The organism is Candidatus Thiodiazotropha sp. AKIB8, assembly GCF_058244675.1.
This window is the reverse complement of sequence record NZ_JBSYOO010000038.1, coordinates 25,009-47,440: the sequence shown is the minus strand read 5'-3', so window position 1 is coordinate 47,440 and position 22,432 is coordinate 25,009. Positions and strand designations below refer to the sequence as shown.

The following is a 22,432-nucleotide window of genomic DNA, read 5'->3' as shown; positions in this document are numbered from 1 at the left end:
ACATGGTGCGGCAGGGCCGCACCCTACAGGTGAATTTATTTCGGGAGTCATCACGATTCAGTTTCCGCCCCCCCCCGGCGAGGCACTCTCCTCGTTGAATACAGCAACCCGTAGCCTGGATGAAGTGCAACGGAATCCGGGAGAACACTGCACCAATCTTCCCGGATTCCGCTTCACTCCATCCAGGCTACCTTGCTTTTCGATCTAGACGATTTTGTTGAGGCTAGGGCCATGATGAATCGTAGGGTGCGGCAGGGCCGCACCCTACAGGTGAATTTATTTCGGGAGTCATCACGATTCAGTTTCGCTCCCCGGCGAATCACTCTCCTCGTTGAATACGGCAACCCGTAGCGTGGATGAGGCCATGCCGTACCATAAAGGTTCAGACGCTTAGTGTTGGATGACTGCGGCTTCCGAGGTCTCAGGCGTATCTGTCACTCTTACCAGTGAGTCACTGGTCGAGGTGTTGAGATAGAAGATATCCTGCTGCGTAGTCTCAGCGGGCGGTTCGGCAACTGGAGATCGATCTAATGTCACCTCACACAACATATCCTCTTGGGAATTCGTGTAACAGATAAAACCCCTCAGATCCTCCAACTCGGAAACATCACCAAGATTGACTAGCTCATTTCCACTCACACCATCGAACCCCCGAAGTGTCATACCGGAAATTTCCCGGTTGGTTCGCTCGCCTAAAATAAACATATCATCCGCCCATAAGTCATAAATGTTATTGCTTAAATCATAGGTCCTGGATTTTTTGAAGCCCACCCATTCTGCACCGGCTGTTTCAAATTGAGAATTGCCATCTTCATCCATTATTCCTGCAAGAAGCGGAATCATTTCATAGCCAGAGGTCACGTAATACTCATAAAAGTAGTAGAAAATTAAATTTTGATTTGTAAAAAATACTGCCCTGTCGGCATCATCCAGGGTAGCAAGGGTTATCGGCTCGCCCCCTGTCTTATCGATCGCCTTAATCTCCGCATCATTTCCTGTACCTGCATCTATTGTGTAGATCAATCTGCTCTCCATCGCGGAAAATATCCAAATATTGAGGGATGCATCCTCACTCTCTTCAGCAATCTGCGTGGCGGTTGTACTGCCATCGATAGGCGCCCTGTAGAAACGGTTTGAATTTACAAAATAGATGAAGTTATCATCAGCTACATGATTACTGAACACCTCATTCTGCGGCGGGGTGAAAATAGAGTTCGAAAGGCTGTTAACTTCACCATTGTAGACATAATTCTGCCCATCTATTTCAAGCAGATAACTATTTCGTCCCAACCCGAAAACCATACGCATAGAAGTGTCGACTTGAGCCAAAGCGTCACTGCAATTCAAAAAGTTCTCATCACATCTTCGCAGAGTCCCCTCATCATTAACCAGCCAACCACTAATTGAGGCATCACTGTCGAGATTTCTGAGCCAGACCACTGGATGAAGTGCATCAATGGGCGTATCGGATTCGCCCATTCCCAGGCGGATCATCTTCCAGATATTGTCACTACTCGATAAACAGTCACCATCCTCCCCAGGGAGATGGTAAACCAATTGTGATTGATTGATATCCGAGAAATCCCCGGCACGGTAGACGCCACCATATATATCTGAACGACAGATCTGATCCGCTTCAGTCTCACTGGAGAGCTGCTGTGGCGTCAAATCACCACGCTTTATACTGCTCACTTTATAGAAACTGCCATCAGTCTTGATATAGACCAGGCTATCTGCCATATAGTCTGAAACCCTATTGGTGCTGTTCTCGTATTTCCCCGATGAAAAACTACACAGATCAAGATCCAAATCATCACCACACCCGACTATATCGCTCCCCGCCTCAACTGGAATCGATACAGCGGGAGAGTCAGGGTCGATTGCGAACAGGTTACCCTGATCAACCGAACCACTGGTATAGAACAGATAGCGCCCTGAATCCTCTGTAGGAGTGTTAGTATTCGGCGTATCGCTATCGCCACTGCCGCATGCTGACAGCAGCAGTAAAATTACGACAGAAGGTGCAAATAACTTGAAGTTAAAGGCGAGCTTTCGCCATTCAGACAGTTTATTCATAAATAATCCTTTAATTAAATCTATCCCTATAAACTCATGTCATGCCCTGGTAGCGCTAAGCACAGCAACAGACAGAATATCACTTCCAGGCCAAATCGAAAATCATGGCAATAGACTGGTCGCTCTGACTGCCACTCTGAAAAATGCAAAATCAGCGATTAACCCAAAAAACCGCATCCTGGGTTTGCAAAAAGCTCTCTGCATCTTCACCCTGAAGCAGGGCCAGTGTGGCCAGCAGACCCGCCTCGGTACAACTACTGCCCGCAACAGTTACCGAGCGAAGCGCACCTTCAACAGGCCAACCGGTTTTCGGATTGAGTATATGTCCATAGCGACGGCCACTATTGAGAATAAAACGGCGTGCATCACCACTGGTGGCAAGAGCACCCTGATTGACTTTGAGCACTCCCATGGGGGTATTGAGTTGGCCGGGGTTTTCGATTCCGATGGACCAGGGCTTGCCCCCCTTTCTCTGACCCTTGGCATTGATATCTCCACCATAGTTGATCAGAACTGCGCCATGGGTCTCTTTTTGCAGAAGCAACAGTGATCTATCAACCGCATACTCCTTACCCAGCCCACCAAAGTCGATCTCCATGCCATCAGGAAGGGTAAGATAGGGTCTCGACCATGTGAGCTTATGCCAACCCACATGAGACAACACCTGATCAACATCCTGTTTTTCAGGTAGTCTCGATCCACCATCAAAATGCCAGACGCGTCTCAAAACACCAGATGTGATATCAAACATGCCCTCACTTAGCATCCAGCACTGTTGTGCAAAATCGAGCAAGTGGGCAACTTCATCATCGACCTTTACAGGCCGACCTTTGCTGTTGTTAATTTGATGAACGATATTATCGCTACGGTATCGGCTGAACTTAGATTCAATTCGCCAAGCTTCAACCGAAGCAATATCGAGCAATCTTGCCGCCAGATTCTGATCCTCAACTTCCATGAAAATCTCACACGGACTGGCCATGGCTTCAAAAGATCCGAGCCAATACCCCTCTTCAGCTTTCAAATTAACTAAATGATCGATCTCTCTCCCCTCAATCACTAACTACAGCAACACCCTAAAAGTTATAGCTGAGCTGAAAAATTATCGCCTCAACATCAGGGTATAGATCAACATCATTCAGGATACCCGGAAGCGCCCCTTCGGTATTGTCATTACTTTGCAGATAATATTCCAGGCGCAAGCTCAACTCCTGTTCATTAGCTAACGCCACGCCATACTTCACACCAACTGTGATCCCATTCAGATCCCCCAAACGGTAATCTGCAGAGGCGTGATCAGGCAGGCTATCCCCTTCATTAAGAAAGCGGTGGTAGAAATCTGCTTCACTCTGATCGTAGTACCTGATGTGTGGTTCCAGATAACTTTTACGTCCTAACTTCCAGCGATATCGTAGATCGACTGTGTGAGAGGTAATCCCCCAATCATCCCAGAAATATCGATAGGAGAAATCAACAACATCCGATTTAAAGTGATGCTTGGCCTGCCAGAAAAGACTCTGTTTATTGCGGGAATCAGGACGCTTTTCATAGAGATAATCAACGGGGCGACCGTTATTGTCGACAACGCTGACAATCTTAAAAGGGTCGGTGAGATAGCCATTCACATCACTGAATGAGTAGCTCAACTGCATCACTGTATTTTTATCAACTACCTGAGTTAAACCAAACACCAGATCTACAGTATCTTTTGTATCTTCACCATCCCCACGGGTGGCATTGAATTCAGTTCTGAAGTCATCTTGCCCGGAATCGATAGCCATTGAGGAAAAGGCGATCGGGATATCCCCCTCGGGACTGATCGTGTCATAGGCTAATGAAAGTCCTGCGCTCAGGGTTGTATTGCTTTTATTAAAATCCCTGGAGAGATTTCCATTGGCACTGAAAGAGGTGTAGTCATACTCGGTGGAGAAGTTAACACCAAAACCTGTCTTGTAGTCTCGGTTGATCGGCTGTTCCCACTGCGAACTGAGAGCAATCCGCGTGTCTTTGAAGGTATCATCCAGCGGTGTCTCTTCTGCCGATGAGGTGTAGGCGCCTTTACCAGAAGGGCGGGTAAAGGTTTGTGGCTGATCGCTAGGAGTTGCCCCATTGGCTGAGGCGCCAGTCAGAACATCAAAAACAAGTTTAATATTGAGAAGCTTTTCATCACCAAAATCCCGCGTGGCGGAAATCACTGGCTCAACAGCATCCACTCGATCAACTTCAGAATAGTAGAGCACTGCGCTATCGAAAGCCCAATCACCCTCCTCAGCAATAGAGTCAGTTGCATCAACACCCAGCAAAGTGCAGGTAGCCGCTGTCAAGGCGTGTTTTATTTTTTTGTGTTTTTTTAATTGCACCCACAACCTCCCCCGGCAAAACCACGTCCACCACTTGATCCCTCTTTACTGAAATAGATATGGTCATCAAGACCGGAACTGACAGGGTCCGAAATCAGTTGCATCTCTGGTTTAGCAAGAGTACTTCGTTCCCAGGGTTCTACTCCCAGGCTGCTACAACCCGATAGCAATAGAACGACCGGAAGAAAGCACACGGTCAATTTAAGTTCCATACAGGGATTTCTCCTTTTCAATCAATAGCTATGGCCAGAATGCGCCATAGTGGCAGAGTTTTATTAAGTGAACCTTAACCTCATCTGACAGAGACCAAGATCCATACGGTTTTACTCAAGATTAATAGACAGATCTGGTACGTTGCTGCAGCAAGGGATTGCAACAAACTTCAGCCATGAACTAACCAGGTAATATACTTCAGCTGCGACTGATCACTTCATAGACCAACTCTCTTTATCTGGAAGATCACGAAACCTACTGCTTGATAGCCTGCTTGATCTCAGACTCACGCATCTCAGTTTCCGATTCAAAGAACCCGAAATGACTCTTGATGAGTTGACCCTCTCTGTCGATGAGATAGGAGGCGGGCATTCCCTGGAGATCATACTCTTTTGCCAACTTCCCTTCAGGATCATAGGCAATGGTAAAATCAGCAGGCACCTTGCTTAGAAAAAGATCTGCCTGCGAAAGATCCTCATCAATATTTATACCGACAACCTCAAACCCCAGGGCTTGATACTTCTGCTGCATCCTGTTCAACCAAGGAAATGCTGTTCGGCAAGGCGCACACCAGGAGGCCCAGAAGTCGATCAACACCACTTTACCCCGGTAATCCTCCAGGCTGAATGATTTATCACTCTGTGCAGCGGATCGACCAGGCTCAGAACCAACATCCCCAGCATTGAGTGCCACTGGAAAAAGCAGAACTGCACATATGATTAAAACTCTATCCCACATAAAATATCTCCACTCTTGCGCCCTTCTCATCACAACTCATAGAATAGCGCCATTGTACTCGAATTAACTACCTGTTCGACCCAAGCTGAAAAAGAAGTTCAAAATATATAGTTCAGCCTTGTCAGGAAACTCTCTATTTTCTAATACAAACTTTAAATCAAGCACAAGCAATCATAGATTGCATCACGTTATAACAGAGACTACTTTTCGGTAGTTGGAGTGAATGATAAGGCTGCAGTGCGGATAAATAGCCTCAGCCCTTTCGGTTACACCTGTTTTTATCGTATTTTTAGATATTCTTGGCGCTTTGCATACCGGTCATCCAGGTATGTTCAGATCACGAGGCATTAAAGAAGCGACTTCCTGGCGAGTCAGGACAGTTGGTATTTTAGGTTGTCTACGCACACGCCTGATCTGACTGACATCACCCAAAGGCTTGTCGAGGAATTTATTATATAGAAAGGCCAACGCATTCAATGCAATTTTCTGGGTTGCGACGGCTACACTAAGATCCTTTGCCAAATGAGTGAAAAAACTGCTCAACCTCGGAATCGTGCATCTCATCCGGGTGCCTCTTTTTATGGCGAACAATAAAGTACTTGATCCAATAGGTGTATGAATCAATGGTTCTTCTACTGTACCGCCATACAGACATATAGTTGGTGATGGATGCAAGAAACGGTGATGATTTAGACATGTCCACGATTCCCTTCGTAGCGGCTGAAGAATACAGGACGCCCTAAGAAAAGACGAACTCAAGAAAATTAAAGAGGACATTGTCCTTTTTGACAGGCCATGCCACAATTATGTCGTAGAATCATCAAGGATTACAGACACATGGAATTCAGAGAAGATAACACAATAATTATAAAGGTCATCCCAACAAGATATTTTAAAAGGGCATTGTCCCTTTAATTGGCTGTAGAGATTAAAATGGAGTTATATAGACACATAATAACAACAATCATATTTTTATCTCTTGCTGGCTGTTCTAACGGCCCAATCGAAGTAGTGGATTATACGTGGGATTGTGAGAATAATAATGCTAGAGAATGCCTTGTGAGCTACACAATTACAAACAATGGTGATTTTGTACAAGAGGCAACTGTAAAAATTCGTGCGCACAGAAGACGAAGAATCGATGATGCAGTATCAAACGAGGTTGTCGGTGAAAGTACAATAATTGTTAAACTCGGTCCAAAGGAGGAAAAAAGCCAAAATCATACTATGATTCTTAAACGGAATGTTACTCAAATTGTAGTCAGTGCATATATTTCCAAGTGAAAATCTGTAACAAGAAAGTCATGTCACTCAAAGGCGCGCGCAGCTGATTAAATGCGCTAGGCGATCATTCAAATGAATTCTGGAATCAAAATCAAAAATATTTGGCATGACGACGATATGTATGAGTTTCAGATTTCATCTTCAGATGGTCTGTCTCTTTTCGTTCAAAAGGTATATGTAGGCTATAACGCTTATGACGAATTAATATCGAAAATTGAAATATTTAAAACTTATCTATACGGGGGCATCTACGATATTGAGTTTGGTTCATTTGGTCCCGAGTATGCTAGCGGAGCAATTCGTGCTCGCTTGCATTTCCAAGATCGAGGAAAAATATATGTTAGCGTTCATGTACTGTTCAAAGCGTGCTATTAACGACATCGACATATTTGTACCTGAAGAATATTTTAATCATGTAGTCAACCTAGGTAATAATTATGTCTCTAAGCCTGCAAAACACTACATCGATGAAGCTGAGGGCTGGAATGTTAAATACGTCCAGTTCAAGTACGGAGAAACTAAGATAGAAGTTGGTAGCTCGAAGGACATTGAAATATTCGACACATCGCTCAAAGAATGGGTTGAGTTAGAGGTCGATTTTTCAAAAATTGAGTACCGCTCAGTCTATGGCATAAACATTCCATTAATGGCAAAAGAAGACTTAATCAACTATAAAAAAGCTCTTGCACGACCAGTTGATCTTCATGATATTGATGCACTACGCGCAAGCGCATAGTAATGTAATTTTACTCGAACAGGCAAAAGCTCCGGCTTCACCTTAACTTTTTTCCAGCCGCAGAGCTGAGCGTTAACCGTTACTTTTGAAATATATTTAGGAGAATAACGTGTCTGAATGCATCACAAACTTCTTTGACGCCTGGCAAATCGAGGAAGACGAACTTAGACTTGCTAAAATAACTAGTGCAACCATTGAAAATATACGCTACGACGACCCTCGTACACCTGAAACTCTGAATGGCATTGCTGCATTAAATAATTACGTAGGCATGTTTAGTGCAAATGCTCCGGGTTGGTCAGCAAAGGTAGTTAAAAGCGATACTACCGCCAATGCTACACGTGTCACTGTCGCTTTCAGTGGAATGGGCCCTGATGGAAACGAACAAGTTCAACTTGGTCAATATTTTATAGAAAAAGAGGGAGAGAAAATTTCGCGTATGGTGGGATTCGTCGGCACCGGTGAGTAAAAACAACTTTAAGCTTGAGAGTCCTGCGCATAACAAGTTACTGCACAAAGAATTGAACCTCCCCCGGTAATATTCAAACCACATAACAAGGTGCTCATTTTCGAAGCACTCGCAGCACTAAGAGCTCCTAAGGTTAAATCGTGATTAGTAGTTACATAGCTTTTGCAATATTTATAATATATTTCCTATACAAAAGCGTATGGATGATTAAGAGCTATAAAATTGATAAAACAAAAAGTAAAAAAATGGCTTCAATAGACACTGCATATGGTAAAGAAACATTTATCATGCTGGGTGTTTGCCTATTAGTTCTCTTATTAGGCGGTGTATTCAATTTTTAGCGCATGTCTCTAAAACACATAACGAACAAGCCGGTCAAGTACTTGCTCTAAACCTTCGCTCTGGTTTTCGTGTCCCTGCAAGCGATGTTAGTGCTCTTGCTAACCTAGCTATTTTTGATCATGTGATATAGGCATTATTATGCCATATCAATGATCTGGATTATTTCACCCACTGAGTGAACTCATTAGCGCTACAAGAATTTGTAATAATCCTCATTTCGGCAGATGGATGGTAAAGACGGCCCCGGAATCCGCAATATTCTCGACCTCAATTTTACCCCCGTGTTTATTGACGATGATGTCGTAGCAGATACTCAACCCCTGACCAGCTCCCTGGCCGACATCCTTTGTGGTGAAGAACGGATCAAATATGTGATCGCGGATCTCTTCCGGTACGCCATCTCCCGTATCGGCAAAGGAGATAGACACGAAGTCGCCCTGCAATTCTGTCGTGATATCGATTTGACCCAGGCTCTCCCCCCGCTTATCTGATGTCTCAATTGCCTGGATTGAATTGATGATTAAATTCAGGAAAACCTGGCGCAGTTCATCTATGTTACAGAGAATTTCCGGAAGGTCTGGGGCATAGTGCTTAGTCACGGTGGCCACATTTTTGGAAGAGTTGTGGGTGATTGTAATGACCGAGTCGAGCACATTATGTATATTCCCGATAGCTTTCTCAGCTGCTCCCTGAGGAGAAAACTCTTTCATGGATTGGACGATTTTGGCAATGTGGGTGATTCCCTCCTGAGATTGTCTTATGGCCTCGGGAAGGTCCTCAAGGATGAATTCGATATCCTCGGGTGTGCAGACTTCATTGAAGACTTTAATTCCCTCTGCATTTGGTGTGGATTCAGCAAGCTTCTGTGCGGCTTCAAGGACCGAACGAATTGAGTCCATTGACTCCCCAATATATGCCAGGTTGTTAGTAATATATTGGGCTGGTGTATTAATTTCATGAGCAATACCAGCTGCTAGATACCCGATAGAAGCCAATCGCCCCGCCTGTATGTTCGCCTGCTGGCTCTTGAGCAGATCCGACTGCGCTCTCCTTAGTGCGATTTGATGGCGCACCCGCAATAGGGTAATAGCGGGATTTATCGGCTTGGTAATGTAATCCACTGCACCCAGGTCCAGTCCCTGTGCCTCGTTTGCCTCATCTGACAATGCCGAGACGAAGATGACAGGAATCTCAGCGCTTAGGGGATTGTCCTTGAGTCGGCGCAGCACTTCGTAGCCATCCATGACAGGCATCCTGATATCCAGCAGGATCAGCTCAGGGGGTGGCGAGTCGGCCGCCAATTGCAAGGCCTTTGCACCATTGTTGGCAACAATCACTTCGAATTCGCTGCGCAGAATAGCCATCAACAACTGGAGGTTTTCAATAATGTCATCAACGATGAGGATTAATGGTTTTTCATTGCCGGTTTTGTTCATGTCTTCTCCTGCAATTGCGTGCGTAAGAAGGTGATCAGAGCGAGTTCTTCACTGATCTCGAACAGGTCTACCTTAGCGATGATTTAACCTACTGCATCTTCCATATCGCTGCCCGTCACCCACGCACTCAACTCGTCGAGCAACGCTTCGGCTAGGCAAAGGTCATACTAGCATTATAGTCAGCTGCACCAGCTTGGCCAACAGCTTATCCGGACTCAGCGGTACCACAGCTACAAATACTGGAAATACTTGGGCAAGTACCAAATACCGAATACTCGGACGCTTGAAGCCTTCCCCCTCCAGGTAGGCGCCTACTTTGAACAAATGTTGCCTGTTCTAAATAAATTTGTCATAGATTCCAAACCAGATAACTACATGCTTTTCTGTAGAAACAAAGAGGAGCATTCTTACGATAATTATCAAGAAGACCGCAACTGGGGTAAGTTTCGCAAAGGTAAGAAAATGACTGATCACTTCAGTCAGCAAAGCCATTGGCTCTGATGCAAAGGGGGCTACGGGCCCACTGGTGTCCCAAAAACTTTAAATCTTCTCAGAACAACTCTGAAAGCCCCTCTCCCTTTACGGGAGAGGGGTTGGGGAGAGGGTGTACGCGAAGCGTTTCATGTGGTTGAAAGAGAAAAACTGCTTTGATCGTTTATATTCATCTTGCTGATTGTTGGGGAAAATAGGGTGTTCATTCTCCCCCTCTCCCCCTCTCCCCCAGCCCCTCTCCCGCGAGGGTAGAGGGGAGTTTCGGTACAAACCGGTAACATCATTTACAGATTAGACCGGGTAGATCGTTTACAGGTAGATAATGCATAGGTAAGGAGGAAAGACCTATGCCCTGAAAACGAGAGACCCCAATGGATCAAAAAATGATGTTAATAGGCGATTGGCTAAGTGGTGATTTCAGCAAGTCTGAGCTAGCGAGATATTAGGGCGTCAGTCGACCAACAAATAAATGGATCAGTCGATATGTGCAGGAAGGTAACAAAGGCCTTGCAGAGTTCGCCATTCATCACATGGTAATTTGACGACCGCCCGGTGACCTTGGATACTCAAGATAGTTGGAAAAGGGGCTTTTATGTCGTTGATACCTTTCCCAATATACAACGGCGCCGAATCTGTATGTCGTGGGCTGAGTGATAGGCTATTGAATGGGGTAGTCATTTTGAAAATGTTTGGTCTGATCAAGAACAAACCTCTGCTGAATCAAGCTTCCATGGATTGGTTGCTTGCGACCTTTGGCTGGTCATTAAGAAACTTTAACGCCGATTTTTTCCATAAGGATACCCGACTGGTGTTGCCGACCAACGAGTACTTTCCAGGTGTTGTGGATAGCACGGAAGGCATGGCGAAACTGATCTTTGAACAGGTTAAACAATATGCCGGGGTCAGGCATTGGCCAACCTCGGTTATCGATCAAAACCAGTGTCCAGTAATTGACCAGAGGCCGTTACTGTTACAAGGCCCTATCAGAGGCGGGGATGTAGAGGGAAGTATTGTGAAAGATCAGTCGCAACGCCTCTCAATTCCCTATAACCCTCAACAGATCAATAACCCGGAAGGAATGATTGCAAGCTTCGCACACATCCTTGCCTACTATCTAGGACAGATGAGTCAGGAGCCACCTCCCGGGGGCGCTGATTATTGGCCGGAAACCACGGAACTGCTGGCTATCTTTATGGGCTTTGGGCTGATGTTCGCCAATAGCGCCTTCACCTTCAAGGGGGGATGCGGTAGTTGTTATAACCCAAGTGCAGTCCGTCAGGCGGCACTCAGTGAGTATGAGGCGACTTATGCTCTGGCACTCTTTGCGGTATTGAAAGAGATCCCGAACGCAACGGTAAGCAGGCACCTGAAAAAGCATCTTCGGGGATTCTACAAAAAGGCGGTGAAGGAGATTCAAGCCAATCAAGATGGCCTCTCGGAGTTAATGAGCACCGGGCGGGAGCTGGCACCCCTGGCCTAAGTTGGCTGAGAGGTTTACCTTTCTCCTATTTGGAGAGCATCGCCAACGAATGATAGGAGGGATATTCAAGATTTCAAGGTCAGTTACCGTTTGACTGAGGCTGGGTTTACAAGATTTCAGGCGGGCGATGTCTGATAGATCTGCAACGAAAACCCACTCACGCTGAACCATTTTCTTCCTGCTTGAATTAACTGCTTTATCCCTTCCTTATATCGATCACTGTGTTGTATTTGTTGCCATAGTTTTTTACGCTATCGAGTCAAGCTTCCGGGTCGATATTCAACCGATCCAGGATAAAAATCCCATACATGATTGTTCGTTCAATTGCACGGTAACTTTCACTTTGAAAGGACGCTGTACTCTTCCTACACTAGGATTTAACTTCCCACGCAAGCGTTCCAGAGTCGTCGTCAACTCAGCAGGAGAGAGGTTTCGACCCCTGATTAACATGGCCGGTGGGGCACCTTGGACTGAGCAAAGCGCCATTTCAATGAACAGTACACCAATTTAGGTTCGACCTTCAAAGGGATTGAACATTGCCCTGTGTTCTCTGTTTCGACGATTCATCTGCTTGGTTTCAGGCCCACTACATCTCAGGGTCGGCTAACGCCAGCTGGAGAAACAATAGTTGTTAAATGGCAAAGAAAGCTGAGTATAAAGTTTTGCTCGAGAAGTTAGCAGGATGCTTATTTGTTCGTGATTTCCAACAAGTTTGATTGCCTTATTAATGGAGAAGAGCGATGAAACACCGTCTAGAAACAGATCTGAACGCCACGATTACCCGCGATGATAACGGCACCATACGGGCACTCACTTTTACTGACAATAACTCGTCTACACCGAATAACACCTCAGCGAAGTCCCATCTTCGCCGCCTCGCTGGCGAAATCGGCATCGACATCGGTGAACTCAGGGAGCTTGACCGTCATGCGACCCATGTCGAGCCCAAAAGATCAGGCCCCTCCTTTCATCTCGCCGATGAAAAGCGCTTCTTTGATACCACCACCTACGTCTATGCCCAGACCTATCTCGATACACCTGTCTGGGGCGCCGGTATCACAGCGACCAGAAATGATAAAACCGGGCGCATCATTTCGATAGTCAACACAAGCAAAACGGGTATGTATGCCGAACTCCCCCCAGCCCGTGACATCAACCGCTACCGTAAACTCTTCTCTGCTGGTGAGTCAGGCCCCAACTCTGCTAAAAGCTCATCGAAACAGACGCCAGGCGCTCCGACATCACAACTCTCCGAGATTCTCGGCTCATGCCTCGATGGCTACGCAAAGGGCAAAGAGCGTGTAACACCGGAACTTATCTCCGGGCGTTTCTACGTCTACCAGTTTGACCGCGCACGACGTCAGCAGGACTACCTTGAACCACTTCAAAATCAGCAGAAAAACCCTGCTGAACAGATTGAGCATGAAGACCTTCCAACCCTGCCACTCCCCAAACTCCCCGACTCAATCAACGAGGGTAGCTGGCATCTTGTTGCAGAACTTATCATCCGACTACCTTACGAGGGACATCGGATGAACTGGCGGCTTCTGGTCAGTGTCGCAACAGGTGACATTCTCTACATGCGGGCGCTCACCTCTCATGTGAACGGACTCGTCTTCACTTACGACCCGATTGTTTCGACAGGTGACACAGCAAACGACGCCAGCCAAAGCAATGCTGTGCTCAATCCGCTGCGGGACGATGTCGAGCTTCTTGGGCTTGACCCAGCTGTAGGCGGTACACAATCACTTACAGGTGAATATGTCCAAGTGACCAATGTGCACAACCCCAACATTGCACCACCCACCCAGCCTGAGGGTGTTGATTTTGACTACGATGTTCGCACTGATGAGTTTCTTGCGGTCAACGCCTACTATCATAACGACCGTTTTTTCCGTCTGGTTCAGGATCTAGGATTCCCACTCGATACCTATTTCGACGGTACGAGTTTTCCAATCAACGTCGACCACAGAGGGTTCAGTGGCAGCAACAACGGCCATTGCATCGGTGATGGAGATGGCATAGACCATACCTGCTACGGCCGAATCGACAACACCGGCGGAACCCCCACAGGCAATGCCTCGGACTGGTATCTGGTACTGCACGAGCTGGGTGGGCACGGCATCCTCTACGACCATGTGAACGGCCCGAATTTTGGCTTCGCGCACAGTGCTGGCGATAGCTTTGGCATGATTCTGAATGACCCCTATTCCGGATGGCACAATGGCGGCAACAACGACCGCTTCCTGCTTTGGCCCTATTCCGCCTTAGGCCGACGCTCAGACCGCGACCCCGCCGCTGGCTGGGGCTGGGGTGGCGCCAATGATGTCGGTAGCTACTCCTCCGAGCAGATCCTGTCGACAACGCTGTTCCGCGCCTATCGCAGCATCGGCGGTGATTCCACAGCGCTGACCCGACGCGAATTCTCGGCCCATCTTATGGCCTATCTTATACTCCGCGCTGTCAGCACCCTATCCCCTGGGACAAACCCAAACTCCCCGGCAGGTTTCCTCGATGCACTACTGACCGCCGATGCAGGCGACTGGACAACACACGGCCTCTCGGGTGGCGCCTACACCAAGGTATTAGAATGGTCTTTCGAGAGACAGGATCTGAACGACGGTGATCCACCCTTAGTTGACGTCTATATCGACGACGGGCGCGGCGGCGAATATGAATATCTCGCCGACCACCGCGCCACCACCACCATCTGGAACCGTCACCAGCCCGATGGCAGCAGCGCGCATCAGGAACCAGTGATCGGTACCAACTACGCCTATGTCCGGATCAAAAACCGCGGTAGCTCGACCGCCAATCAGGTCAATGTCCGGGGTTTCCATTGCAAGCCGCTTGAGGGACATCTCTGGCCCACAGATTTCAAAGCCATGGAGACTGCGGAGATTGGCGCAGCCACGATCCAGCCGAACGACAGCGAAGAGATCGTAGTCGGCCCCTTCGCATGGGTTCCGAACCCGAACGAAGACGGCGATGACAGCATGATGATGGTGGTCTCGGCCGAGGGTGATCCGGACAACGCAGACAAATACCATGCAGGTCGCACCATCGAGGATTGGCGACTCGTTCCCAATGACAACAACATCGCAATCCGCACAGTACAACTCCGCTCACGGCTTGTCACCGTACTGCCTGATACTGGCGCCTTCATGAATGTCTGTGTCGGCAGATCAAAAGATATGATGCTGACGCTCTCCAATAGTGGGTTTGGCATGCTCTCGATAACCAACATCGTTTCGAATTCGGGGGAATTCATTGCGCCCGGCGTAATCGCCTACCCTATCGTGATCGCCTCTGGAGACAGCATTGACTTACCCATACGCTTCCAGCCTACCTCTTTCGGTAATAAGGCGGGGTTAATCCGAGTCTTCTCCAACGACCCTGACGGGGTTCGCGTACTCAACGTCTCTGGTAAAGCAGCGCCGCCACGCCTGGTTTCAGCAATCGCTGACAATGGTGATTTCGGCAACACCTGCATCGGTGACTTCACCGACCGGATGTTGACCCTCTCAAACAGCGCCCACTGTCCGCTGACGATCCAGAGCATCGCCTCGTCGAGCGCCGAATTTGTCCTCCCAAGCGTGCAGAGCTACCCCATCATCATCGGTGCGGGCGACAGCCTCCAACTGCCTATTCGGTTGCAGCCATCCGATTTCGGTGCAAAGACGGGCATGCTCACGATCAACAGTGACGATCCCCAGGGACCGAAGAAGATTAAGGTCACTGGCACTGCGCCTCCAGGGCGTCTGTCGATCACCGGCTCGACCTGTATTGGCGGCGTCAAGGCCTGCTGTGTAGGAGAGCAGATACTCACCCTCACGAATACAGGCCACTGCCAGCTTCAAATCACCCATGTCGGTCTTGCTCGTCAGAGCAAGTACTGGAAACTGGTCAACAACCCATTCCCTGCAACGCTCCAGCCAGGCGCAAGCCTCGACATCCTCATACGTTACAAAGCTGAGGAGAAATGCCCACGGGCCCAGGGTCTGGTGATCAAGAGTGACGATCCACAAAACCCGAAAACAACCCTTGACCTACTCGCTTACACCGTCTGGGAAAAAGCACCGAGAAAGGATTGCGACGAGTGTGGCTGCAGCGAGTGCTGTTGTGATCGCAGTTGTACGCCCCAAAGCCTCGATGCCTGCTGTTTCGACGAAGAGTGCGAGAAGAAAGACGACGCCTGTTAACCCGCCTGCGGGGACCGAACCAGCACGGTCCCCGCTACTGTGCAGGAGGCATTTCCACCTATGGTTAAGAGTTTTCACTCATAACCTTGCAAAAGAAACAGTTTCTCGCTTGAGTCAGATAAAACTAAACATTCAAAACCTGATAAACAGAGATGGATAGGTGCTTAATAGGATTTTACCGACTTGGCGGTAAACGTTGAAAGTACAGTGCTTAGATCGTGTTATCGAAATGGGGTCTCCTATTCTTTTTCTTTTTTGACGCTATCCATCTAACCATTTCACAGGTGGAAACCTAACGCTTAAAAAAGATTCCACTTCCTGAAAAACCCCTCAAATTGCTCCATTTTCTGCAGAGCACCTAAAGATTTCACCTTGAAATGACGATAGGTTTTACTACTTAAAACCTGTTTTTAACCTTGCCTAAGAGGCGCAACAGACTGTTACACGCGTACTGCGAACAACTCCCAGACTATCAGCAGGTCATATATTCAGGGCATGGAACAGCAGAGTTTTTACTAAAGCTCAGTTGCTAAGGATTGACATGCTTATATTCAGCAAAAATACTACAGGAAGGTACTTCGATCGTACTTATGCAGTTCATTGCATACTCTTTCTTATGCTATTAATTCCTAAGTATGCACTGACACAACAGATCGATGCCTGCCTAAATAGTAGTAGCCCCTGCAATCTACTTACCTCAACAACACCACAGCTATCTGATATAAACTCAGATCAACAGATAGTTGAGAATGACTTGAATAGTAATATTACCTCTCGGCACGATACGGAGCATGACACAGTCAGTTCTATCTCAAACCTTCTGCAGCCATATTTATCAGGCAATACTAATGCACTCCCCATCAGTTACGCCATTGCAGAGACCTGTATGAATAAAATGAAAAGCCCGCGCTTACAGCAAGACTGCAATGCCTTGATCAATGCTGCACGAGAAAATGACACTCAAACCACCTCAGCCCTACTGCAGATTATACCGAGGCATGCCAGCAAAACTAATCAGATAGCTAGAGCGGGCAGCGTGGCACAGATTAATAATTTAAAATCCCGATTCAATTCATTGCGTACAGGTCGCCGGGGTTTGTCACTTCAGGAATTTGATCTACATATCTATGATCAAAAATTACCCATTGGTAAAATTAACAACGCTTACGAAAAACAGCGTAAACAGAGGAGTGGTTTAAATGCAGATCAGTTGAGAATCGACTCAAATTACGGGGTGTTCTTCACCGGTGATATCGTTACCAGTAAAAGCAGTTTAGTTGACCCAGACTCAAGCCTTAAGTTTAATACTCAGGGCGTGACATTTGGTACAGACTACCGTTTTACAGATCGACTGATTTTAGGCAGCGCTTTCGGTTATATAGATACCAATACCAGCTTAATGAATGGTACAGGCGACCTGGATACAAAAGGTTACAGCTTCAGTCTCTACGGCACATATTCTGGAAGAGAAAAATACCATCTCGATTTTGCAGCCAGCTACGGAATAAACAATATTCAGCAACAGCGACTTATTAGCTATCAACTTGATCAGTCTGACCCTGTCATTCAACAGATGATGGCTAACTATAATAGCGACAAATTTACTCTTTTTTTCGGTTCAGGTTACGACTTCAGAAATAAATTCTGGACCTTTGAACCACGCATGGATTTACAATACATCAGATCGAATGTAGATGGATTTAAGGAACAGTCAGTAGATACTAATACTCAGGGCAGCGGCTGGGCTTCACGGACTAGCGCCATCAATCGGCATTGGCTGGCATGGAATCTGGGTGGAAAACTCAGCTACACACAGGATATGAACTGGGGCACACTCATGCCCTTTTCAAGCATCGATTGGCTGCATGAATACAAAAATAGTGCACAAAATCTTAATGCCTTTTTCCTTTATGACTCAGAAGGCAACGCCATTCCAATAACCACCAGTGATCCCGACAGAGATTATCTAAGATTAAAGATCGGCACCTCAGCAAAATTCAAACGAGGAGCAGAAGCCTACATCAACTATGGCACCTCATTTGTACACAACAACTGGAGCGGACAAACTTTTAAAGTTGGCTTTCGAATGGATTTATAGGTAGCAACATACACAGCGGGAAATAGTGTGGTTAAAAGACGAAGCTACCAATCTCACAAGTCCTCAGTATCTTACGTAGGTAGGGAGAGACTCCCCTCTCCCCTCGCGGGAGAGGGGCCGGGGGAGAGGGGGAGAATGAACACCCTACTTCCCCCAAAAATCAGCAAGACAAATATGAACGATCAATGCAGTTTTTCTCTATCAACCACATGAAACGCTTCGCGTACACCCTCTCCCCAACCCCTCTCCCGTAAAGGGAGAGGGGCTTTCAGCGTTGTTCTGAGAAGATTTAAAGTTAATGGCACAGCAGTGACTAAAAATCTTAGTCTTACTAGTGGGAATACTATTTTTACGATATCCAAGAAAGTTGACAGATAGGAAATTCGTGCAACCCTTCTTTTTGTCATAAATACTTAATTTGCTGATTTTTTTAAATTGCGCCTGCTCAGGTATTATTTTTTTATATATTAAAGACACATACCCTCTGAACCGATATTTTGCTCAAGTAGATAGGTTATTAAGTCTTCATCGTTCAATGGCTTTGAAAAGTAGTACCCCTGTAAAATATGGCATCCACACTGTTTTAGAAGTTCGACGTGTTCTTTCTGTTCAACACCTTCGGCGATAATATCCAGGTTAAGATGTTGTCCGATTTGAATGATTATTTCAGATAGATGAGCGCTATCTTCATCGACTAATAAGTTATAAACAAAACTTTGGTCTATTTTGAGTTCAGTGATGGGTAATTTGCTTACCATGCTCAATGAGGAGAAGCCTGTGCCAAAATCATCAAGAGAGATTCCTATTCCCTGGTCTAGTAAACTTTGAAGCGTTTGAATAATCTTATCACTGTCGTCAATCATGATGCTTTCAGTGACTTCCAGAACAAGTTTTTCAAACGGAAACTTTAGCTTGTTAATGATTTTGCTGACGTTTGCAATGAAGTTTTCATCAACCAGTTGGCGTACAGAGACGTTGACTGAGAGTTTAAATTTCTGATCTGTTTGTTCCCAAAGATTTTGCGTCGTTTTGCACGCAATTTCCAGAATATGCATTCCCAGAGGGATGATAAAGCCCGCCTCCTCCGCTATAGGAATGAATTCAGCGGGTGATATCTCTCCTAAATCATGGCTTTTCCATCTCGCCAATGCTTCCACACCAATGACTGAATTGGATTTTATATCTATCTGTGGTTGATATGCGATGTAGAACTCATCACGCTCCAGGGCAGAATTAAAAAGCTCTTGGATAATCGATCTACGTTCTATTTTCTTATAAAAATCCTGATCGAAAAAGGTAAGGCGATCCTTTTTCTTCTTCGCCTGGTTTAGGGCGATATCGGCAAAACGCATGAGCTCTTCCGAGTTATCGGAATCAGAGGGATATACAGTTACCCCCATACTCGCGCTGATATGTAGTGCATTATATTCTAAATCGAATGGGAGTTTGATTAATTCAAGTACATTCAGGTAGACATCGACTGCTTTTTCAGGAACCTGTGGAATTATCAGTGCAAACTCATCTCCACTGAATCGCGCACAATGTATATCATCCTCAATTACTGTCATGAGCCGTTCAGCAACCTGGGCGAGTACCTTGTCTCCAGTTCTATGCCCATATAGATCATTTACGGTTTTAAAATTATCGAGATCAACAAAGGCGAGGCAGAACTGCTTTTCTTTGGCGATGTAAATTCCTATCTGCTGACTAATCGCAAATCGATTCATCAATCCTGTGACGTTATCGTGCTTCGCTTGATACTCTAATGCTGCGATTGCTTTTTTCTCTTTCTTGGAAACAATGTAGAAGAAAAGGTAGAGGATCAACCAGAAAAAGAGTGTAGCAAGGGCAATTTTTTTCGCGATGGGTGTGAATCCTTTGATTGCTTCTCTGTGAGCGCGAGTCAGAGATATATATATCTCATATTTTGGAATATAAGTTACGGATATGTAGCGTAGATACTCATTGCGGTCTATATAGGTTTGAAGTATACGCTGCTTTCCTTTGAGCTTACGCAAGTTAAACTGATCGACAACAGCTTCTGGCAAGGGAACCTGAAAAAAGATGTAATCTCGCGGATAATTGATCTTGTAATCCAGCATGTAAAAATCATTGGAAATTACTGCTGAGGCTATATCATCAGGGATATTGTCATGGTTAAACAGTGCGTTTCCACTTTCCGCATCTAACCATGAGGCTACAACGTACTGTTTGCCCTCAGGTGACCGAAACGCTAAACGTAATGGAAGTATCCATTTATCAAAGAAAGGATTGTAGTAGGTATGACCCAACACCATGTGGCTGCGGTTTAACGTATCTATAAAAGTACTGACGGTTGCACTATTTTTTTTCAGATTGGGAAACTTTTCTTTGCTGCTGTGGGTTGCAATAATCAAATTACCTTCAGAATCAAAAAGACCCATTCCAATAATATTGGCGCTGTTCTTGACTCGAGAGTCTAAGAGATTCAATGATCGATCAGGGTGCGCGATTGCGTCCATCTCAACCAGGCGTTCTGAGAGAATTCTTAATACTGACTCCTGTGCAAAAAGGCGTGACTCTACCCATCCCTCTTTCACTAGTGTATTAAATTGATCGAGATCCCTAAATTTGCCATCGAGTACGTCATTATAAAAGTAGCGTGCGATTAAAAGTGACAAAATGATTGTAATGATTGATAGCAGCCAATAGAGCCGCCAAATTGGAGAGACATTGCTTAGAGCCGGAATTTTCATCTGCCGAGTATAATGTAAACGACGCTTAATATGAGCTAAAGCAACTCCACACTGGGGGTAAATATTGACATTGATTGAGATTTATCAATTCAACGGCCCTACCACCATGCTGCTAAAAACTGTACTGGGCTAATTCGATACATTAGTATCTATTGAATTGCTTAAACCTAATGCGTTGTAACTATCGCTTCTCTCTGATCACTTTCCGAGAATCACACTTACCTCTTCGCCGCCCTCTTTTTAACTGTTTTTTTCTTGCTTCTTCTCTTTTTTGCAGCCACTTTCTTGTTACTGCTCTTCTTTGCTATCTTCTGTTTTGGAAGCGCCTTTTTGCTGGCCTTTTTTCCTACCTCTGTAACCTTGCTTCTTTTCACTACCTTTTTCTTGGCTGCGGTTTTTTTAGCCACTCGCTTTTTCAGCTGAACAGCTCTCTTACGGCTCACTGATGAGCGACTTTTTTTCGTCGCTGCCTTTTTTACCACCTTGGCGCGCTTTGCCGTGGAGCCTGATCCGGCTTTTCTCTTTTTCTTAGTTAGCACTTGAGTAGATTTTGACTTGGATTGCGTTTTTGCTTTTACCTTTTTGGCGCTTTTTTTAGTTACCTTTTCAGCCTTTTTTGCCGCTTTTTTTGTAACCGTTTTTGTTCCAGCACCAGGGACGCTCTTTTTCTTCTTAACTACACTCTTACCCGCAGCTTTTGCTTTTTTAGCGATTTTTGACTTCTTTTTTCTCGCAATTCCAGATTTTTTCTCTACTGAGGCTGTCTCTGATTGAGGCTTTGACTGCTCATCCTCGGGCTTTTTTGCTTCTTCAGTTGCTGGAGGTGGCATCTGCACCACACTCGCACGCTCAACCGAGACTTCAGGTTGATTCCCCTTTGGTGTTGTTTCAGAGCTGTTGAGCGCAGAGCCTTCAATGGCCTCAAGCATGCCCTGGAAAACAGTTTCAAGCTCACCGTTACCATCGACTCTGGCCAGCCTGTTACTCTTCTCATAGTGGGTTATGAGGGGAGCGACCAGATGATCAAACACATGGATGCGGTTACTTACCGTCTCTTCATTGTCATCCGAACGTTTATGCAGGCGCCCTCCACAGCTGTCGCAGACGTCATCAACTAGCGGTGGGTTCCGGTAGGCATTGTAGAGCTGATTGCAGCTGCGGCAGGTAAGTCGTCCAACCAGGCGCTCCATCAGATTGTCTACATCGATATCAAGCAGGATGACCCTATCGAGAGGCATGTCGAGCTCGACTAACAGCTCATCCAGTGTCAGAGCCTGTAAAAGATTCCTTGGAAAACCATCCAGAATAAAGCCACTGCTCAGGGTGGGTTTCAGAAAATGGTCACGCAGCAGGCCAAGAATAATATCTTCAGTCACCACATGCCCAGCATCCTGTTGTGCTTTCGCCTCCAAACCCAATGGGTTCTGTTCAGCTACAGCTCTCTTGAGGAGTTCGCCAGTCGTTACGATGGAGAGCTTGAGCTTTTCCGCCAATAGGGCTGATTGGGTTTTCTTGCCCGCTCCAGGCGCCCCGAGTATCACAATACGCATTCCTTACACTTCCCCCATGGCCAGGTCACAATGTCGGATAATCCCTTGCATTTCAGTATTCTATGTGACCCGCCCCGGCTCGAACCAGAGTTGAGACACATCAATGGCACTTGACCCGGCACAGGCTAACTGCTGCTCTATATTTTGGTCAATTCGGTATCCCCGGCTTTGGGGGCAAATAGAGTATATGGAATGGAACATATGGCTCTAAGATCAATGAC

The 22,432-nt window shown here is 46.2% G+C and carries 17 protein-coding genes; 7 read left to right on the top strand and 10 right to left on the bottom strand.

The window, feature by feature from the left end:
- Nucleotides 1-208 (top strand): hypothetical protein (locus tag AC4IFB_RS11900; protein WP_490780281.1); only part of this gene is annotated, 208 nt, incomplete at its 5' end.
- Between the two features lie 182 nt (nt 209-390).
- Here AC4IFB_RS11900 and AC4IFB_RS11895 read toward each other — a convergent pair.
- The 7 genes from AC4IFB_RS11895 to AC4IFB_RS11865 all read right to left on the bottom strand — a co-directional run bounded on the left by AC4IFB_RS11895 (nt 391) and on the right by AC4IFB_RS11865 (nt 6,042).
- Nucleotides 391-2,076 (bottom strand): hypothetical protein, encoded by a 1,686-nt coding sequence (locus AC4IFB_RS11895; RefSeq protein ID WP_490780280.1) that lies wholly within the window; start codon nt 2,074-2,076, stop codon nt 391-393.
- Nucleotides 2,077-2,227: 151 nt separating this feature from the next.
- Nucleotides 2,228-3,136 carry an FAD:protein FMN transferase gene (locus AC4IFB_RS11890; protein WP_490780279.1) on the bottom strand — a complete coding sequence of 303 codons (909 nt, stop codon included), beginning with the start codon at nt 3,134-3,136 and terminating at the stop codon, nt 2,228-2,230.
- 16 nt (nt 3,137-3,152) lie between these two features.
- Nucleotides 3,153-4,436 (bottom strand): DUF3570 domain-containing protein, encoded by a 1,284-nt coding sequence (locus AC4IFB_RS11885; RefSeq protein ID WP_490780278.1) that lies wholly within the window; start codon nt 4,434-4,436, stop codon nt 3,153-3,155.
- On the bottom strand, nt 4,427-4,648 hold the full coding sequence (locus AC4IFB_RS11880) for a DUF4266 domain-containing protein (protein WP_490777587.1): 222 nt from the start codon (nt 4,646-4,648) through the stop codon (nt 4,427-4,429). Before AC4IFB_RS11880 ends, AC4IFB_RS11885 begins: the two co-directional genes overlap by 10 nt.
- Before the next feature lie 256 nt (nt 4,649-4,904).
- Nucleotides 4,905-5,387, bottom strand: coding sequence for a TlpA disulfide reductase family protein (locus AC4IFB_RS11875; RefSeq protein WP_490777588.1), 483 nt, complete (start codon nt 5,385-5,387; stop codon nt 4,905-4,907).
- 318 nt (nt 5,388-5,705) lie between these two features.
- On the bottom strand, nt 5,706-5,951 hold the full coding sequence (locus AC4IFB_RS11870) for a phage integrase N-terminal SAM-like domain-containing protein (protein WP_490780277.1): 246 nt from the start codon (nt 5,949-5,951) through the stop codon (nt 5,706-5,708).
- Entirely contained in the window at nt 5,893-6,042 is a 150-nt protein-coding gene (locus tag AC4IFB_RS11865) for a phage integrase N-terminal SAM-like domain-containing protein (protein ID WP_490780282.1), read from the bottom strand. Before AC4IFB_RS11865 ends, AC4IFB_RS11870 begins: the two co-directional genes overlap by 59 nt.
- 278 nt (nt 6,043-6,320) lie before the next feature.
- Here AC4IFB_RS11865 and AC4IFB_RS11860 point away from each other — a divergent pair, with 278 nt between their 5' ends.
- From AC4IFB_RS11860 to AC4IFB_RS11850, 3 genes are all read left to right on the top strand, one after another.
- A complete protein-coding gene (locus AC4IFB_RS11860) occupies nt 6,321-6,671 on the top strand; it encodes a hypothetical protein (RefSeq protein ID WP_490780276.1) in 351 nt (116 codons plus the stop codon).
- A gap of 337 nt (nt 6,672-7,008) precedes the next feature.
- Nucleotides 7,009-7,407 carry a hypothetical protein gene (locus AC4IFB_RS11855; protein ID WP_490780275.1) on the top strand — a complete coding sequence of 133 codons (399 nt, stop codon included), beginning with the start codon at nt 7,009-7,011 and terminating at the stop codon, nt 7,405-7,407.
- Between the two features lie 109 nt (nt 7,408-7,516).
- Nucleotides 7,517-7,876 (top strand): hypothetical protein, encoded by a 360-nt coding sequence (locus tag AC4IFB_RS11850; protein ID WP_490780274.1) that lies wholly within the window; start codon nt 7,517-7,519, stop codon nt 7,874-7,876.
- Nucleotides 7,877-8,430: 554 nt separating this feature from the next.
- Here the strand turns inward: AC4IFB_RS11850 and AC4IFB_RS11845 are convergent.
- Entirely contained in the window at nt 8,431-9,654 is a 1,224-nt protein-coding gene (locus AC4IFB_RS11845) for a sensor histidine kinase (protein WP_490780273.1), read from the bottom strand.
- A gap of 1,084 nt (nt 9,655-10,738) precedes the next feature.
- Between AC4IFB_RS11845 and AC4IFB_RS11840 the strand changes: the two genes are divergently transcribed.
- The 3 genes from AC4IFB_RS11840 (at nt 10,739) to AC4IFB_RS11830 (ending at nt 17,926) form a co-directional block, all read left to right on the top strand.
- On the top strand, nt 10,739-11,626 hold the full coding sequence (locus AC4IFB_RS11840; protein WP_490780272.1) for a hypothetical protein: 888 nt from the start codon (nt 10,739-10,741) through the stop codon (nt 11,624-11,626).
- Between the two features lie 740 nt (nt 11,627-12,366).
- Nucleotides 12,367-15,828: a choice-of-anchor D domain-containing protein gene (locus tag AC4IFB_RS11835; RefSeq protein ID WP_490780271.1), complete on the top strand. Its 3,462-nt coding sequence runs from the start codon at nt 12,367-12,369 to the stop codon at nt 15,826-15,828.
- An 886-nt stretch (nt 15,829-16,714) separates the two neighbouring features.
- Nucleotides 16,715-17,926, top strand: coding sequence for an autotransporter outer membrane beta-barrel domain-containing protein (locus tag AC4IFB_RS11830; protein ID WP_490780270.1), 1,212 nt, complete (start codon nt 16,715-16,717; stop codon nt 17,924-17,926).
- A 467-nt stretch (nt 17,927-18,393) separates the two neighbouring features.
- On the opposite strand, the gene AC4IFB_RS11825 is transcribed toward AC4IFB_RS11830, so the two are convergent.
- Together AC4IFB_RS11825 and AC4IFB_RS11820 are read right to left on the bottom strand one after the other, a co-directional pair.
- A complete protein-coding gene (locus tag AC4IFB_RS11825) occupies nt 18,394-20,661 on the bottom strand; it encodes a bifunctional diguanylate cyclase/phosphodiesterase (protein WP_490780269.1) in 2,268 nt (755 codons plus the stop codon).
- A 218-nt stretch (nt 20,662-20,879) separates the two neighbouring features.
- Nucleotides 20,880-22,211: an adenylate kinase family protein gene (locus AC4IFB_RS11820; protein WP_490780268.1), complete on the bottom strand. Its 1,332-nt coding sequence runs from the start codon at nt 22,209-22,211 to the stop codon at nt 20,880-20,882.
- Between the last annotated feature and the right edge of the window lie 221 nt (nt 22,212-22,432).